Origin of the sequence: Thalassospira sp. CH_XMU1458, assembly GCF_037027205.1 — a bacterium.
Lineage (GTDB): Bacteria > Pseudomonadota > Alphaproteobacteria > Rhodospirillales > Thalassospiraceae > Thalassospira > Thalassospira tepidiphila.
The window spans coordinates 55,402-72,517 of the sequence record NZ_JAYMDW010000004.1; the positions used below are offsets into that span (position 1 = coordinate 55,402).

At 55.2% G+C, this 17,116-nt stretch carries 14 protein-coding genes; 6 read left to right on the top strand and 8 right to left on the bottom strand.

Annotated features, from left to right (window positions below; genetic code table 11):
- Nucleotides 1-64 precede the first annotated feature (64 nt).
- Nucleotides 65-2,227 carry a dihydroxy-acid dehydratase domain-containing protein gene (locus WBY09_RS18905; protein ID WP_336233594.1) on the top strand — a complete coding sequence of 721 codons (2,163 nt, stop codon included), beginning with the start codon at nt 65-67 and terminating at the stop codon, nt 2,225-2,227.
- 81 nt (nt 2,228-2,308) lie between these two features.
- Here WBY09_RS18905 and purU read toward each other — a convergent pair whose 3' ends face one another.
- From purU to WBY09_RS18935, 6 genes are all read right to left on the bottom strand, one after another.
- The gene (gene purU, locus WBY09_RS18910; RefSeq protein ID WP_008892009.1) at nt 2,309-3,193 is read right to left on the bottom strand and encodes a formyltetrahydrofolate deformylase; all 885 of its coding nucleotides are present in this window, start codon (nt 3,191-3,193) and stop codon (nt 2,309-2,311) included.
- An 82-nt stretch (nt 3,194-3,275) separates the two neighbouring features.
- A complete protein-coding gene (glnT, locus tag WBY09_RS18915; RefSeq protein WP_063090381.1) occupies nt 3,276-4,580 on the bottom strand; it encodes a type III glutamate--ammonia ligase in 1,305 nt (434 codons plus the stop codon).
- A gap of 87 nt (nt 4,581-4,667) precedes the next feature.
- Nucleotides 4,668-5,996 (bottom strand): FMN-binding glutamate synthase family protein, encoded by a 1,329-nt coding sequence (locus WBY09_RS18920; protein ID WP_063090379.1) that lies wholly within the window; start codon nt 5,994-5,996, stop codon nt 4,668-4,670.
- A gap of 67 nt (nt 5,997-6,063) precedes the next feature.
- Nucleotides 6,064-6,750 (bottom strand): GXGXG domain-containing protein, encoded by a 687-nt coding sequence (locus WBY09_RS18925; protein ID WP_336233595.1) that lies wholly within the window; start codon nt 6,748-6,750, stop codon nt 6,064-6,066.
- Nucleotides 6,751-6,833: 83 nt separating this feature from the next.
- Nucleotides 6,834-7,730: a class II glutamine amidotransferase gene (locus tag WBY09_RS18930; protein ID WP_336233596.1), complete on the bottom strand. Its 897-nt coding sequence runs from the start codon at nt 7,728-7,730 to the stop codon at nt 6,834-6,836.
- A 118-nt stretch (nt 7,731-7,848) separates the two neighbouring features.
- Nucleotides 7,849-8,490 carry a helix-turn-helix domain-containing protein gene (locus tag WBY09_RS18935; RefSeq protein WP_063090471.1) on the bottom strand — a complete coding sequence of 214 codons (642 nt, stop codon included), beginning with the start codon at nt 8,488-8,490 and terminating at the stop codon, nt 7,849-7,851.
- A gap of 464 nt (nt 8,491-8,954) precedes the next feature.
- Between WBY09_RS18935 and WBY09_RS18940 the strand changes: the two genes are divergently transcribed.
- The 5 genes from WBY09_RS18940 to WBY09_RS18960 all read left to right on the top strand — a co-directional run bounded on the left by WBY09_RS18940 (nt 8,955) and on the right by WBY09_RS18960 (nt 14,234).
- The gene (locus WBY09_RS18940) at nt 8,955-10,088 is read left to right on the top strand and encodes an aminomethyltransferase family protein (protein WP_336233598.1); all 1,134 of its coding nucleotides are present in this window, start codon (nt 8,955-8,957) and stop codon (nt 10,086-10,088) included.
- Nucleotides 10,089-10,168: 80 nt separating this feature from the next.
- Nucleotides 10,169-10,780 (top strand): dimethylamine monooxygenase subunit DmmA family protein, encoded by a 612-nt coding sequence (locus WBY09_RS18945; protein ID WP_336233599.1) that lies wholly within the window; start codon nt 10,169-10,171, stop codon nt 10,778-10,780.
- Entirely contained in the window at nt 10,777-11,742 is a 966-nt protein-coding gene (locus WBY09_RS18950; RefSeq protein ID WP_336233600.1) for a PDR/VanB family oxidoreductase, read from the top strand. Before WBY09_RS18945 ends, WBY09_RS18950 begins: the two co-directional genes overlap by 4 nt.
- Nucleotides 11,743-11,756: 14 nt before the next feature.
- The gene (locus tag WBY09_RS18955) at nt 11,757-12,797 is read left to right on the top strand and encodes a heme-dependent oxidative N-demethylase family protein (protein WP_336233602.1); all 1,041 of its coding nucleotides are present in this window, start codon (nt 11,757-11,759) and stop codon (nt 12,795-12,797) included.
- A gap of 75 nt (nt 12,798-12,872) precedes the next feature.
- Nucleotides 12,873-14,234, top strand: coding sequence for an NAD(P)-binding domain-containing protein (locus tag WBY09_RS18960; RefSeq protein ID WP_120225313.1), 1,362 nt, complete (start codon nt 12,873-12,875; stop codon nt 14,232-14,234).
- A 126-nt stretch (nt 14,235-14,360) separates the two neighbouring features.
- Here WBY09_RS18960 and WBY09_RS18965 read toward each other — a convergent pair whose 3' ends face one another.
- Together WBY09_RS18965 and WBY09_RS18970 are read right to left on the bottom strand one after the other, a co-directional pair.
- Nucleotides 14,361-16,745 carry a DUF1989 domain-containing protein gene (locus WBY09_RS18965; RefSeq protein ID WP_336233604.1) on the bottom strand — a complete coding sequence of 795 codons (2,385 nt, stop codon included), beginning with the start codon at nt 16,743-16,745 and terminating at the stop codon, nt 14,361-14,363.
- A 179-nt stretch (nt 16,746-16,924) separates the two neighbouring features.
- A complete protein-coding gene (locus WBY09_RS18970) occupies nt 16,925-17,089 on the bottom strand; it encodes a hypothetical protein (RefSeq protein WP_167351229.1) in 165 nt (54 codons plus the stop codon).
- Nucleotides 17,090-17,116 lie beyond the last annotated feature (27 nt).

Below are 17,116 nucleotides of genomic sequence, written 5' to 3' on the forward strand. Positions count from 1 at the left end.
TTCGACGGGTGCCAAGACCGCTGCTCGCCCCGAGACCACTGCTCGAACTTGGAAAAAACAGTATATGTCGCCTGCAAATCTCTCTGATCAGCCAATCATCATCGATGAAAAAGCCAACCCGTATCGCGACTGCATCCAGGGTCTCGCCAACCAGCCGATCACAGTCGTCCGGTTGCTGCGTGATGCTGTGAACGAAAACCCGGTCGTTGCCAGTGGTCGCAATTTTGCCGTTCCCGAAATCAAGGACGTGGTCGGGCGTCTGGTGGAAAACCGCCCGCGCATCGCAATCATTGCCGGCGCACCTGATCATCCGGCCCATCTTCTGGATCGTCCGCAGGCGCTGATGGCGGCACTGCGCATTTGGGAAATGGGCGGGGTTCCGTTCCTGTTCCATGTGCCGGTGATTTGCGATGGCACGGCGCAAAACAATATCGGGCAAAGCTATTCACTGGCGTCGCGCAACCATACGGCGGCGGCAGTCAATATCACCTTTGAAGGCCACAGTTATCATGCGGCCTATGTGATTGCCGGCTGCGACAAGTCGCCTGCCGCTGTGGTGGCGGGGCTGGCAGCGGCCGATCATGCACGCGCCTGGCGCGGCGATCAGGCGCCGGTCTGGGCAGTCTTTGCACCGTCGCATGTTCTAAAAGGCGGCGAAATTCCCGAAGGCACGCGTCGTCTGCTGGATAAAATCGCCGCTGACTCCGATGCCGCGGGGCATGATGACCTGGGCGCCGATATCCGCGAAAACATGCGCTATATCCTGCAATGCACCTCGGACGAGGCATTTGCAGGATTGCTCGAACGTGCCCGCCTTCTGGGGATTATCGACGGGGCGCTTGAACGTCGGGTTCTGGATGAGCTCGCAACAGCGACCTGTGATTCCAAGGGCGGCATTTGTGCCTTTAACGGCACGGGCAATTCATCGCGCACCATGTTGGCGGCCTTCGGCCTGACCCCGCCGGAACTGGAATTGCTGACCGATGTTCCGCCGTTCGAGGCCGTGGCCGCCGGGATCGATGCCCTGTTTGGCGTTTTCAACAAGCCGGAATATGCGATTGGCAATTTGCTGAAGGCCAACTTCGCCAATTTCGTGCGTGTTCATAATGCCACGGGATCGAGCAGCAACATGCTTTTGCATTTGCCATTCATGATGCGCTATGCCGGTTTTGATATCTCGATTGATGATTATCAGGATGTGCGCACCAAAACCCCGGTGCCGGAAATTTTCGCCCACAGCCTGACGGAAAACCGCGACACTTTTGTCTTGGCTCAGCAAATGGCCGAAGGCAAAAACCGCGGTATGGAAAGCATCTATCGCATTCTGGCCGATCTCGGCGTGGCGATGGATCTTGATGCGCCAACCATCCTCGGAAAAACCTGGGCGGAACGCATTGCCAATCTTGAAAATCCGGTTGATCTGTCGCTGGGCGATGCATCGGTCATTCGTGCCAACCCGGTCAGACAGCGTTCAGGCGTTGATGTCATCACCGGCAGTTTCTTTGAAAATTGTGCGGTCAAGACATCGGGTATGAGCGACCGGTTATTGTCGCACTTTGATGATCATGTCTTCATCGTGCGCTATTACGAAAATGAACATGTCTGTAATGCCGACTTTGCTTCGCCCGATTTGATTACGCGTCTGATTGAAACCGATGGCGTTGACGAGGAACTGATTGCCGCAGTCGTGCGTCGCAATGGCGGAAATCGTGTCGATATGGATACGCCAAAGGACATGTTCGAACAGGGTCATCTGTCCTTTGCGTTTGTCATCGGCGGGCAGGGACCGGAAGCCTATGGCATGCCGGAAATGTTTTCGCCGTCGCAGAACTTGCGCCATCACCGCATTCTCGAAGCATCATCCATGCTGATCACCGATGGACGTTATTCCGGGGTCACCAAGGGGGCCTGTATCGGTCATATGGTGCCGGAGGCCTTTACAGGTGGTGCAATCGGTTATCTTAAGGATGGCGATGTGCTGCGTCTTGATCTGACCGGGCTAACGCTGGATTGGCTCGATCCCGAGGCATTCAAACGTGGGGAAGAGGTCGCATCCGATCCCCGCGACATTGCGGATCGCAAGCCGGTCTTTGATGCACGGTTCAAACGCATGGCCGATCGCCAGTGTGATATCGCCGCAAGCAACGTGCTTGACGGGATTGGCAATGCCGCTCGCGGTATTGTGCCCCGTGCCGTCGATCGTCGCGCAACCAAATCTTGGTGCTAAGCCGCAAGGGTTTCACACCAAAATGCAAAACGCCCCGTGCCGTATTGGCCGGGGCGTTTTTGATTGTTGGAGGTGCTAAATTTAACCCATCCGCTCCGATGCGTAGCTTCCCGGGCTTGGCGGGAAGACGATGGTGCGGTTGCCGTTGATGAACGAACGATGATGGATATGGGCATGCACCGCACGCGCCAGCACCTGGCTTTCGACATCGCGGCCAATCGACACATAATCGGCCGAGTTCTGGGCATGGGTAATGCGCGCAATGTCCTGTTCGATGATCGGACCTTCATCAAGGTCGGCGGTGACATAATGCGCTGTTGCGCCAATCAGTTTGACCCCGCGCACATAGGCCTGTTGATACGGGTTGGCACCCTTGAAGCTTGGCAGGAAGGAATGGTGGATATTGATGATCTTGCCACTCATTTTCTTGCACAGGCTGTCAGAGAGGACCTGCATGTAGCGGGCCAGAACGATCAGCTCGACATTATAGTCAGAAACAACATCAAGAAGCTTTTTCTCGGCTTCGGGCTTGTTTTCCTTGGTAACCGGGATGTGGTGGAAGGGAATATCGTGATTAACGACAACCTTCTGATAATCAAGATGGTTTGACACCACGCCAACGATATCAATCGGAAGTGCCCCGATTTTCCAACGATACAGCAGATCGTTCAGGCAATGACCAAACCGCGACACCATCAGAAGAACCTTCATCTTCTCGGAGCTGTCATGGATTTCGTACTTCATGCCAAGTTCTGCTGCCGGACCCTCAAAGCCTGCAATCAGGGTTTCCTGATCAACACCTTCTTCGCTGACGAAGGCAACCCGCATAAAGAACAAGCCGGTTTCTTGGTCGTCAAACTGGGAGCTATCGGTAATGTTACAGCCGTTATCTGCCAAATAGGTCGAAATAGCAGCAACCACCCCGCGCTGAGAATCGCAGGAAACAGTCAGAACGTAGCTTTTCATCGCGTCTGGCTTTCTCGTTTGGAATAATCAAAAATTGCCCGGCCCCGTCCATCGGGGAATGAGATAAGGCCGGGCAGAAGCATTAAATATCAAGTGTGTTCTCACGTTCCCAGCGGGAAAAGTGAGAAACGTAAGAATTCCACTCGGTTTGTTTGAGTTTGAGATAGGCACTTGAGAATTCCTTGCCCATCGCAAGCTGGAGCTCTTCGTTAGAGCCCATTTCACGCAGGGCATCGAGCAGGTTCAGTGGCAGACGCGGTGCATCCTTGATCGAATGCCCTTCCTTGTACATGTCGATATCGTAATGCGGTCCCGGATCGGCATTGGTTGCCATGCCATCAAGACCGGCCGCAATGATCACGGCCTGAAGAAGATAGGGGTTGGTTGCCCCGTCTGGCAGGCGCAGTTCAAAGCGCCCAGGCCCCGGAACGCGGACCATGTGTGTGCGGTTGTTGCCCGTCCAGGTCACGGTGTTCGGGGCCCAGGTCGCACCCGACATGGTGCGCGGTGCATTGATACGCTTATAGGAATTGACCGTCGGGTTGGTGATCACCGCCATGGCAGAGGCATGCTTCATGATGCCGCCAAGGAAATGCTTGCCCTTCGCTGACAGGCCAAATGGCATGTCATTATCGGCAAAGGCATTGGCGCCGTCATTATCCCAGACTGATACGTGGCAGTGGCAGCCATTGCCGGTCAGGCCCGGGAAGGGTTTGGGCATAAAGGTCGCGCGAAGGCCGTGCTTTTCGGCGATTGATTTGACCATGAACTTGAAAAAGGAATGCTTGTCGGCGGTTTTAAGCGCGTCATCGAATTCCCAGTTCATTTCAAACTGGCCATTGGCGTCTTCATGATCGTTCTGATACGCACCCCAGCCGAGTTCAAGCATGTAATCGCAAATCTCGGCAATCACGTCATAACGGCGCATGACCGCCTGTTGGTCGTAACAGGGTTTTTCCGCCGTATCGGCCGGATCAGAAATTTCCGATCCATCAGTAGTGACAAGGAAAAACTCCGCCTCAACCCCGGTTTTGACATTGAGGCCAAGTTCGGCGGCCTTGGCAATCTGGGCTTTCAAAACGTTGCGCGGGGCCTGTTCGACCGGTGTGCCTTCCATGATGCAATCGGCGGCAACCCAGGCGACTTCCGGTTTCCAAGGCAACTGGATGACAGAGCTAGGATCAGGAATGGCGAACATGTCGGGGTGGGCCGGGCTCAGGTCAAGCCAGGTGGCGAAACCTGCAAAGCCTGCACCTTCTTCCTGCATGTCGGCAATTGCCTGGGTCGGGACAAGTTTGGCGCGCTGACCGCCAAACAGGTCGGTAAAGCTGATCATGAAGTATTTGATGCCGCGTTCCCGGGCAAAGGCTGATAGATCCTTGGTCATCGAAGTCCCCTGACGAATTTTATCAATAACCATCGGTTCCCCGGGCACGCCTTGGGGCGCACCCGGTCCGGTGGTAGGTTAGCTGTTCTAGAATCCTCCCTGACCCGGAACCCAGTTGGTTCCGGCAAGCGGTACACCAGCCATGGCAGCCGCTTCGATATTCAGTGCGCAGAGATCCTCGGGTTCGAGGTTGTGCACATGATTTTTGCCGCAGGCGCGCGCAATTGTTTGCGCTTCAAGGGTCATGACCTTCAGATAGTTGGCCAGTCGCCGTCCGGCGGCAATCGGGTCAACCCGCTTCATCAGGTCGGCATCCTGTGTCGTGATGCCTGCGGGATCACGACCTTCATGCCAGTCATCATAGGCACCAGCGGTGGTGCCAAGTTCGTTATATTCTGCTTCCCATTTCGGGTCGTTGTCACCAATCGCAACCAGGGCCGCGGTCCCGATGGAAACCGCATCCGCACCAAGGGCGAGCGCCTTGGCAACGTCCGCTCCGTTGCGGATGCCACCCGAAACGATCAGCTGTACTTTGCGGTGCATGCCCATGTCTTGCAATGCTTTTACCGCCGGGCGAATGCAGGCAAGGGTCGGCTGACCGACATGTTCAATAAAGACTTCCTGGGTCGCGGCTGTGCCACCCTGCATGCCATCCAGCACGATCACATCGGCACCGGCCTTGACCGCAAGAGCCACGTCATAATAAGGGCGTGCGCCACCGACCTTGATGAAGATCGGCTTTTCCCAGTCGGTGATTTCGCGGATTTCCTGAATTTTGATCTCAAGATCGTCAGGGCCGGTCCAGTCCGGGTGACGGCAGGCGGATCGCTGATCAATGCCCATCGGCAGGTTGCGCATTTCGGCCACACGGTCCGAGATCTTCTGGCCCAGCAACATGCCGCCGCCGCCCGGTTTCGCGCCCTGACCAATAACGATTTCAATCGCATCGGCACGTTTCAGATCGCGCGGGTTCATGCCGTAACGTGACGGCAAGTATTGATAAACAAGCTGTGTGGAATGGCCGCGCTCTTCCTCGGTCATGCCGCCATCGCCTGTCGTGGTCGATGTGCCCGCCGCCGATGCACCGCGTCCAAGCGCCTCCTTGGCCGGACCGGAAAGCGAGCCAAAGCTCATACCGGCAATGGTGATCGGAATTTTAAGCTCAATCGGTTTCTTGGCAAAACGGGTGCCCAGCGTGACAGCGGTTTCGCATTTTTCCCGGTAGCCTTCGAGCGGATAGCGCGACATCGATGCGCCAAGGAACAGCAAGTCATCGAAATGCGGGACCCGGCGTTTCGCGCCACCACCGCGGATGTCATAAATGCCGGTCGCGGCTGCGCGGCGGATTTCCGAAAGGGTGTAGTCATCAAAGGTTGCCGATTTACGCGGCGTCGTAACGGGATTTTTGTAGGTCATGGTCTGATCCTGTCTTTGGGCTGAAATGCGCAATTTTGGGGTGCTGCGCAGCTTTCAGCGTGCCGCATCAATAGGCGTCGAAATTATCGACACTGAAGTTGTAAAGCGTTCTGGCCGAGCCATATCGCGTGAATTCCTCGGGCTTCACATCCGTGATGCCTGCATCTGCAAGAAGCTTGGTCAGAAGCTCGATATGTTCCGCCCGCATTTCCTTTTTCTCGCAATCGGCACCGAGGCTTTTGACCGTGCCGCGCACGAAAAGGCGTGCTTCATAAAGCGAATCACCCAGCGCATCACCGGCGTCACCCAGAACAACAAGGTTGCCCGACTGCGCCATGAAGGCCGACATATGGCCGATATTGCCCTTAACGACGATATCGACACCTTTCATCGAAATGCCGCAACGTGAAGACGCGTTGCCTTCGATCACCAGCAACCCGCCATGTGCGGTGGCCCCGGCATACTGGCTGGCATCGCCCTTGATCACGACTTTGCCCGACATCATGTTTTCGGCCACACCCGGGCCGGCATTGCCATTGACCGTGACAGTGGCCTGTTCGTTCATGCCCGCACAGTAATAACCGACGCTGCCATTAATCGTGACATTGACCGGTGCGTCGATGCCGACAGCCACGGCATGTGCGCCGCGCGGATTGGTGATTTCGAAATCCTCAGGCACACCACTTTTATCAAGCGCATGAAGCGCCTGATTGAGCGCGCGCAGTTCGGTGGTTGCAAGATCAAACACTGGCATTTGTGTTCCTTCCTCATAGGACTGCAGGGTAAGTGCAGTCGGGTCGGCGCGCGCAGCGCAGCAGCCGACAGGGTTCGTGTTAATCAGTGTTCCCAGAAATAAACCGTGGCCGGTTCCGGCTCCCACACGCGGGCGTCTTCGATGCCCGGCAGGTTGACCAGTGCGCGGTATTCGGACCCGAACGCGACATAGGCATCGGTTTCCGCCATCACGGCCGGTTTGCAGGCAATCGGATCACGCACAACGCCAAAGCCCGATTTGGTGCCAACCACAAAGGTGAAGAACCCATCAAGGTCATCAAGCGCACTTGTCAGGGCCTCGCCCAGGTTTTTGCCCTTGGCCATTTCGCCGGTCAGATAGGCGGCTGCGACCTCTGAGTCGTTTTGGGTTTCAAGGCGAATACCTTCGCGGGTCAGTTCACGGCGAAGGTTGTTATGGTTCGACAGCGAACCGTTATGGACAAGGCATTGGTCCGAACCGGTCGAAAACGGGTGCGCACCAAGGGTCGTCACCGCACTTTCGGTTGCCATGCGGGTATGGCCGATCCCGTGGGTGCCGCTCATGTCTGAAATCTTGAAGCGTTCAAGCACGTCCTTGGGCAGGCCGACTTCCTTGTAAATCTCCATCGCCGTGCCCGTTCCCATGACGCGGACATTCTGACGAAGGTCTTCAAGTGCGCTTCGTGTTGCATCGATCTGATCGCTTGAAACCGTGATCACCGCATGGGTGTTTTTGGGCAGGATGGATGCGTTTTTGATCCCGGCTTTGCGCAGGTCTTCGGTCAGTCCGGCAAAATCTGTTTCCGGTTCCGGAGACTGGATCGTGAGTTTGACCAGATCATTCTGATCTGCGCCATAAATTGCGATGCCCGCACTATCGGGGCCACGGTCGGTCATGGTCACCAGCATTTCAGACAACAACGCGCCGAGCTGTGGTTCCAGACTTTTATCTTTAAGGAATAAACCAACAATGCCGCACATGGCAGGACAGTCTCCATTCTGTTTCTGAAACGGAGACTACCTGTTCGCGAATGCGGAATCAACTATGAAGAATAAAAATTTCTTCTCAGTGAATTGATGCTTTCACCGGAGTGAATGCTTATCCCCGGGCAGGATAGCAGATGATCGATAGGTAACGTATTGGAAATGAAAGAAGTTCTTCCGGTCCGTGGCGGGCATCGGCATCAAAGAATAGGCTGTCGCCTTCTTTCATGTAGTACAGCTGATCGCCATGGCGGTAACGGACTTCACCCTCAAGCATATAGATGAATTCCATACCTTCATGCTGGAAGGCGGGGAAGCTGCTCGACTCCTCGGTAAGCGTTAGCAAATAGGGTTCGACCACGACACCGCTGGTGTTGTTATCAATATGGCCCAGCAGGTTATATTCATGGCCCGCGCGCGTGCCGCGGCGTTCAATCGCAACACCTTCGCCGGATTTCACGAACACAGCATTGCGCGGTTCTTCATAACGGCGGAAGAAATCGGTAACCGGCACACCCAGCGCACTTGCCAGTGCCTGAAGCGAGGTCAGCGACGGCGAGGTCACGCCGTTTTCGATCTTGGAAAGCATCCCCATCGAAATTCCGGTTGCCGACGCCAGATCGGAAATCGTAATGCCAAGCTTCTTGCGGAGCGCTCGGACTTCATGGCCGATGGCAATTTCCAGATTGTTTTCCTTGGGTTCACGGAGTGCGTGCGGGTCCTGGGTGAGGGCGGCGGGTTTGCTCTTGGTGTCCATGCCTGATCCTTGCTCGCTATTGGCGGTGGTATGCGGTGCTTGTGTTGTTTTGCTATTTGCCATTTGCCATGCTGGCTTGTCCTCCGTCACCGGTTTTGTCCCGGTGCGGGTCCGCTCGTTTCTGGTTTCCTCGAACGGCCACTTGATGCGGCCTGCTTTTTTATCGGTCGTATGTGCCCGGGCTTTTACCCTTATTGGTCGGCAATACGCCATAGGCATGACTTACACTGGCAGGAAATATTTATCAACTCCAGGGAAAATAAATTTCCGGAAAGGCGATATGAGGGGTGGGGATGGAAGTTGCTGCAATGCCGTAGAAAATAGCCTTTAAGGAATAAAAATTGAATAATATGAAAAATAATTATTGCGTTCGCGAACAAGATGTCGCCAAAATATGGAACAAAATAAGCCGATAATAGCGCGCTGATTGTGCGCAAAGGCAATCATATCAGGAGGCCATCACTATGACTGCAAGCTGGAGATTTTCAGCCCTTGCCGATCGGCATCGCGCGCTTGGTTCCAATCTTGAAGACTGGAGCGGTATGGGCACCGCCTGGACCTATGACAAGGATTGGGACGAGGAATATATCGCGATCCGCACCAAGGCCGGGATCATGGATGTTTCAGGCCTGAAAAAGGTTCATATCACCGGCGCGCATGCATCCCACGTGATCGACTATGCCACCACGCGCAATGTCGAAAAAATCTATCCCGGCAAATCGGTCTATGCCTGCATGCTTAATGATCAGGGCAAGTTTACCGATGATTGCGTGATTTATCGCATGGGGCCGAATTCATGGATGGTGGTGCACGGATCGGGCACCGGGCATGAAGAACTGACCAAGGCGGCCATGGGCCGTGATGTGTCGGTTCGTTTTGATGACAACCTTCATGATTTGTCTCTGCAAGGGCCGCTTGCGGTCGATTATCTGGCGGAATATGTGCCGGGTATTCGCGATCTGCCCTATTTCCATCACACCCAGACGCAGCTGTTTGGCGCACCAGTAATGATTTCGCGCACCGGCTATACCGGTGAACGCGGCTATGAGATTTTCTGTCGTGGGCAGGATGCCGGGATGATCTGGGATCGCATCGTTGCCGAGGGCAAGGATATAGGCATCATCCCGACCCGCTTTACCACGCTTGATATGCTGCGTGTTGAAAGCTACCTGCTGTTTTACCCTTATGATAACTCGCAGATGTATCCGTTCGAAAACGAAGGGCCGGGCGATACCCTGTGGGAGCTTGGCCTTGATTTCACCGTCAGCCCGGGCAAGACCGGCTTCCGCGGTGCCGAGGAACATTATCGTCTGAAAGGCAAGGAACGCTTCAAGATCTTTGGCATCCTGTTTGATGGCAAGGAAGTCCCGGCCGAAGGGGCCGAAGTGTTCAAGGACGGGGCCAAGGTCGGTGTCGTTACCTGTGCGATGTATTCACCGCTTAAGGATCAGACCATGGCCATCGCCCGTCTGGCGGTCGATTGCGCCGAACAGGGTGTGAAGCTCGAAGTGACGGGTGAAAAAGGCATGCTCGGCGGAATGGCCCATACCATGCCATTTGACGACCCCAAAAAATTGAAAAGAACAGCCAAGGGTTAAGCAAACGACCGGGGGCTGTCAGAGGCCCCCGGATCAAGCACCTGATCCTTGAGGTTTCTGACAGAATGGGACCCGCTACCATGTCTGAGAGTCTTATCGAAGAAAGCATTCTTTCCCGTCCGACCTATGGCACGCTTAAAATCGTGCCCGGTCTGGCGCATTATTTTCTGGCCGATGCATCTGGTGCCGAATGCGTTATCCGGGTCGTGCAGGAACTGCCGCGCGACATGATGGATAAGGTGCATATCCTGTATGTGCCGACCCCGGGTGAAGCCGCGCTTATCACGTCGCTTTATGCGCTGGGTGCCAAGCGGTTCGGACATTTCCCGACCATCGAAGAAGCCGTCGCAAAACTCGGCGACTGGCTATCGGATGCCAAGATGGGCAGCCAGCTTTATCTCGCCGGGACCGAGGGCCTTGTGGGGCAGGGCGTTGCCAAGGGCGAGGCATGCGGCCTCGATCACACCGCCGTGCAGTGTGAGCATCGCGGTAGTCTGGCGCGGCGCGTTCAGTGTGTTCACTGCAAAACCATGATCGAGGAGGTCACCACCCAGCCGGTCAAATGTCCGTCTTGTGATTTGCTGTTGCTCGTGCGTGATCACTATTCCCGTCGTCTGGCGGCGTTTCAGGGTGTCTGTATCAATGCCGAAGACCCGTCTGTAGAAATCGAAATCAAGGAGGTGTTCAAATGAGTGCGTCCGATCATTTGATTCCGGTGGTTGTCAGCAACGTGGTCGAGGTCAACCCGATCATCAAACGGTTCGAATTCAAGCATGTGAATGGTGATGAACTGCCCGCCTTTTCGGGTGGGGCACATATCGTTGTCGAAATGCTTGATGACGGCACGAAACGCAAAAATCCCTATTCGCTGATGAGTTCCCCGTTCGAGCGCGACCAATATGCGATCTCGGTGCGCCGTGACGATACCGGGCGCGGTGGATCGAAATTCATGCATGAACAGGTGCGACCTGGCATGCAGATGAAAATCTCTGCCCCGGTCAATCTGTTCGCGTTGGATCTGCGGGCGCGAAAGCACTTGATGATTGCGGGCGGCATCGGCATTACGCCGTTCATCGCGCAAATGGCCCAGGCCGATAAGCTCGGCGTGCCGTTTGAACTGCACTATGCCGCGCGATCAGCATCTCAGGCGGCCTATATGGACAGCCTTGCTGATCGTTTTGGTGATCACGTGTCGTGCTATTGCGATGATCAGGGCGAAAGTGTTGATTTGGAAACGCTTTTATCCAATCAGCCCCTTGGGACGCATGTCTATGTCTGCGGCCCAAAGGGCATGATCGAACGGGTGGTCCAAACCGCGACAAGTCTTGGCTGGCCCGCAGCACACGTTCATTTCGAACACTTCCTTGCTCCGCCGGTTGGCGAACCCTTTGATGTGCATCTGGCCAAGGCCGGGATTGATATCACCGTGGGTGCAGAACAAAGCCTGCTTGAAGCGGTCGAGGCATCCGGGACCCCGATCAATTGCATGTGCCGGGGCGGGGCGTGTGGTCAGTGCGAAACGGTGGTTGTCGCCTGCGACGGCGAGATCATGCACAACGACCACTGGCTTGATGAAGAACAGCGCGCGGCAAAACAACGGATCATGCCCTGTGTTTCGCGGTTCCGTGGCAAACGCCTTGAACTTGATCTGTAAGGGGGATTTCAGTCATGACCATCCAGTTTAAGGACGAGAGCTTCCGCGGTGATTTCACCTACGCCAACAGCCCGTCAAACATCCCGCGTTTTCCGTTCCCGTTCCCGGAAGACGAATATATGTATTCGACCAATATCGAACCGCATCATGCTGCGCGTGCCGGCAGCCCGTTTGAAAATGCGTTTGATGTTGATGAACATTATGTCGCGGAAATGAAGGACCGCGCCCTTGTTCTGGCAGATGACCCCGGTCGGTGTCAGGCCCTGCCGCACATGGAAACCGCCGGGTGGGATTTCCTTGAACTCGTGATGGTATCCAAGGCGCGCGATTATCCCGATCTGTTCAGACTGACCATGGATGGGGATCGCTGGCACTGGATCAACAAACCGCTTCAGATCGACGATACCTTTACCTTTGGCGACAGTTCGACACTGCCCTGCCACCCGATGGAATATATCGGACGTCAGGTACAAGGCGATCACGCCATCCTTGATCAGCACGATGGCAATCTTTGGATGGATGCCGGGATCATTACAGCCCAAGCCGACTGGTCGCTTGATTTCGACATTGGCATGAATTTCTTTGAATGGCATGCGCCTGTGCCGTTGGCCCACGAACTGGGTGTGTTCCAGCGTGCGCTGAAATTCCTTTTGACCCTGCCACAGGGGCAACCATCGCGGCGCCTGAACTGGACGCTGACGGTTAATCCGCGTCTCGATACCAGCCCGGAAAACTATCCCAAATGGGGCCCGGACCGCATGACTGTGACGCCGGAAAATATCGGCGAAAAAGTCCATCTGCGTGTGGAGCTTCAGACGTTTTGGCGCTTGCCGCGATCCAACGCGATCCTGTTTCCGATCCGGACTTATTTGATGGCGATGAACGAAGTGGTGACCCAGCCGAAATGGGGCCGTCGCCTGCATCGTGTCATGCGTGATTTGCGGCCCGAACTTGTCGATTACAAGGGGCTGTCACGCTACCACCCGATCCTGGTCGAGTGGCTTTCACAATTTGACGACGGGGCGCCGACGTCACCGGGGATCTTCCCCGATTAACAAAGAACGAACCGGCATAAGCCGGGCAGAGGAGACGCATAAACGGCACAACGCTTTTATTGGGGATTTAAGGCTATGACACTTCGTGTTGCGATTATTGGCGCCGGTCCGTCAGGCATGGCGCAGATGCGTGCATTTCAATCTGCTGCCGCCAAAGGGGCCGAAATCCCCGAGATTGTGTGTTTTGAACGTCAGGAAGACTGGGGTGGTTTGTGGAACTACACCTGGCGCACCGGTCTTGATGAATATGGCGAACCGATCCACGGATCAATGTATCGCTATTTGTGGTCGAACGGGCCCAAGGAATGCCTGGAATTTGCCGATTACACGTTTGAGGAACATTTCGGTAAACCCATCGCATCCTATCCGCCGCGTGCGGTGATCTGGGATTACATCAAGGGCCGCGTTGAAAAGGCCAATGTCCGCCCGTGGGTGCGTTTCAGAACCCCGGTCCGCAGTGTCGAGTTTGATGAAGAAAGCCAAACATTTCTGGTGACCGCGCACGATCTGAAAAATGATGTGGTTTCGACCGAGGAATTTGATCATGTCATTGTTGCCAATGGTCATTTCTCGACCCCGAATGTGCCGGAATTCCCCGGATTTGATACCTTTGGCGGGCGTGTTTTGCATGCCCATGATTTCCGCGATGCATTGGAATTCAAGGGCAAGGATATCCTGATCATCGGTACGTCCTATTCGGCCGAGGATATCGGATCGCAATGTTACAAGTATGGCTGCAAGTCGGTGACGGTCAGCCACCGCACCAACCCGATCGGCTTTGACTGGCCCGATAACTGGGCCGAGGTCCCGCTTCTGACCAAGGTTGATGGCAATACGGCCTATTTCAAGGATGGCTCATCACGCGACGTCGATGCGATCATTCTGTGCACCGGCTATCAGCACCACTTCCCGTTCCTGACCGATGATCTGCGTCTGAAGACAGATAACCGCCTGTGGCCGCTTGGTCTTTATAAAGGTGTCGTCTGGGAAGAAAATCCGAAGATGATGTATCTCGGCATGCAGGACCAGTTCTATACCTTCAACATGTTTGATGCGCAGGCTTGGTTTGCCCGTGATGTGATCATGGGCCGCATTCCCTTGCCATCCAAGGATGAGATGAAGGCCGACAGCAAAGCCTGGCGGGATCGCGAAGAAGGTCTTAAGGACGATCACGACATGATCTGGTTCCAGGGCGATTACACCGCCCATCTGATCGAGATGACGGACTATCCGATGTTCGATATTGAAGGGGTGAACAAGACCTTCGAGGAATGGGAACATGACAAGGCCGACGACATCATGGGCTATCGCAACAAGTCGTACCGCTCGCTGATGACGGGCAATATGTCACCTGCCCATCACACACCTTGGCTGGACGAGCTTGATGACAGCCTTGAAGCCTATTTGCAGGTTGAAAAGAAAACGGCTGCCGAATAGGCAGCCGAACTTTCAGGACTTTCAAAGAAGCGGGCGCAAGCCCGCCGTCTCCCTTAACCAAACTCGCAGTCACCCCCACAGTCGATATGGCTGCGGGGTTTCTTTTGGGGGCATAAGCCGCGGGTTTCAGGACCGCGGCTTTTCCTTTTTGGGATCATAATGCGGGAAGGCGGTGATGATGGCGGGCAGGCGGACCATATGGCCGTCAAGCTTGCCAATTTCGACCTCGGTGCCGATATCGGCGTGCGCGATATCAACCCGCGCCAGCGCGATATTCTTGCCCAGAACGGGCGATCGCACCGCACTGGTGATCACGCCGATCTGCGCACGTCCTATATGGACGCAATCGCCATGGCCGACGGTGACATTGCCATCAATCTCGATCCCAACCAGTTTGTGCGATGGATGTTCCTTGCGCCGGATCAGGGCATCACGGCCGATAAAGTCATCTTCCTTGGATTTAAGCGGCACGGTAAAGCCGATCCCGGCTTCGAACGGATCGGTCTGATCGGAAAATTCATAATCGGCAAAGATCAATCCGGCTTCAATCCGCACCATATCAAGGGCTCCTAGCCCCATCGGCGTCAGGCCGTGTGGTTTGCCAGCCTCCCAAATGGCATCAAAGACGGTGAGGGCGTCTTTGGGCTGGCACCAGACTTCATAACCAAGTTCGCCGGTGTAGCCGGTGCGGGACACGACCGCAGGCGCGCCTTTGGCGTCACCAATCCGGCCAATGGTGAATTTGAACCAGTCGACTTCATCTATGGAAGGCTGGTGCGGCGGAGTCCAGATGACTTCGCGCAGGATATCGCGGCTTTTGGGGCCCTGAACGGCGATGTTGTGCATCTGATCGGTCGATGAGCGGATCAGGACCTGAAGGCCAAGCTTTTCGGCCTGTTCACGCAGCCAAACACCACTGTAATCATCGCCGCAAATCCAGCGGAAATTATCCTGCCCCAGACGTAACAACGTGCCGTCATCAATCATCCCGCCGTGCGGATAGCACATCGCGGAATAGACGACCTGTCCGATGCCAAGTTTTTTGACATTGCGCGTCAGGCAATATTGCATCAGCGCTTCGCTGTCCGGGCCGGTGATTTCAAACTTGCGCAAGGCAGACAAATCAATGACCACGGCCTTTTCCCGGCAGGCATAATATTCTTCGATCATGCCGTGGCCGGTATATTCATGGGCCAGCCAGAAACCCTTATATTCGACGAAGTTGCGGGTCAGTTCGCTTAAACGCGGGTGGAAGGCGGTTTCTTTGGTCATTTTTGCTTCGGCCTCTGCAGTCGGGCGCCAGGCAACGGCGTGGCTGAATTTTTCAGCACCATCGTAACTTCGGATATGGATGTCGGTCGGTTTCCAGGCATTGGCCGCGGACGTGTCATCCGGGCAGGCCGATGACACACAGACAAGGTCGGTCATTGCGCGCAACAGCACATAATCGCCGGGACGCGACCAGGGCTGATCGGCATACATCACGCCGTGATCATCAATACCGGTATTGAAAAAGAAATTGATCGCCATCCAGCCCGCCCGCGGATCAACGCCATGTTTGGCAAGGGCCGCGTTGAAATTGTCCGTGCAGTTCACATGACCGGGATAGCCGATATCATCGTAATATTTTGCCGCACAGGCCATGGCAAAGGCATCATGACGCCCGCAGGTGTCCTGAATGACCTCGACCAGTGGATCCATGTCCTGATCATAGTATTTTCCGTGCAGGCCCGGCATCGGATAGGCATGGCCCATCAATGTGCGTGTGGTGGTCACATCCAGCGGGTTCTGAATGCCGCGATCAAGTTTGCGCGCATCAAAACACTGAAAATCGGTGCATTGCCGTCCATCAACATCGAGAATCTGGATGTAGTCGCCTGCCTTGATTTCATAAGCCTCGGCAGTGGCGGAATGCACGCGTAAATCCACAACCGGATCTGCCAACGGATCGGGCAGGGCGAAGCTGTAGGTATCAGAATGATGGGCGCGTTTGATCAGGGCTGTGATCGGTGTTGCGGTATTATGCGCATCGATCCGCATCAGCGGTGCCGGGGTGGCAATGATGGCAAACCCGTCAAGCTGGATGGTCAGTTCGACCGTATCACCGGGTGGGCTGGCATTGCCAAAAAGCCTGTGGGCAAGACAGGTTTCAAGTTTGATATCGCGTTTGCGCAAGGTCTTGGCAAAGCGCGTCAGGCTGTCATCAAACGGATCAGACAGTAGATCCATCAGACCTTTTGGCGCGCCATGTGCCAAAGGTTCAAAAATTTCGGGCCGTGCGGCGCCAGATGGTGTCAGGCCGATCAGCTCGACCGATTGCATGCCTTCACAATTGCGCAGTGCGAGTTGATCGCCCTCGCGCACCGAAATCATGATCGCGGCCCGTCCGGGAATTTCATAGCGTTCGCGATTGCGCGCCATCGCGGTGCGTCCGGCATTGATGATGCGACTGGGACGAGCAGCGCGGACAGCGTGCGGATAGGTTTCCGGTGTTCGGGCAAGGTCGATCATTGTGGCCTCGTGTGCGGTGAATGATCTGAAAGCGGCGGGCCTGAGGGGTATTTGGTGTTTTTACTTTATCGGGAAAAGGCAGAGAGGCCAGTTTTGACACTGGCCTCTCGCTGTGTCGGTTGAGCAAAGCAATAACCCAAGGGTTCAGGGCGTCATTGTATTGCGTTGCATCAATCAGATTACATGTCTTTGTATGCTTTGTTCTCGTGAATGGCCATCGAGGCGATGGTCCAGATGCACACGCCAACACCAACAAGCGTAAGCGCCACGAGCAGAGCCGGTTTGTCAGCAAAGGTGAAGTAAGCCTCTGCACCTTCCCAACTGGTAATCGGAGCTGTGTTCATGTTTCAGTTTCCTTGTTTCGATGTGTC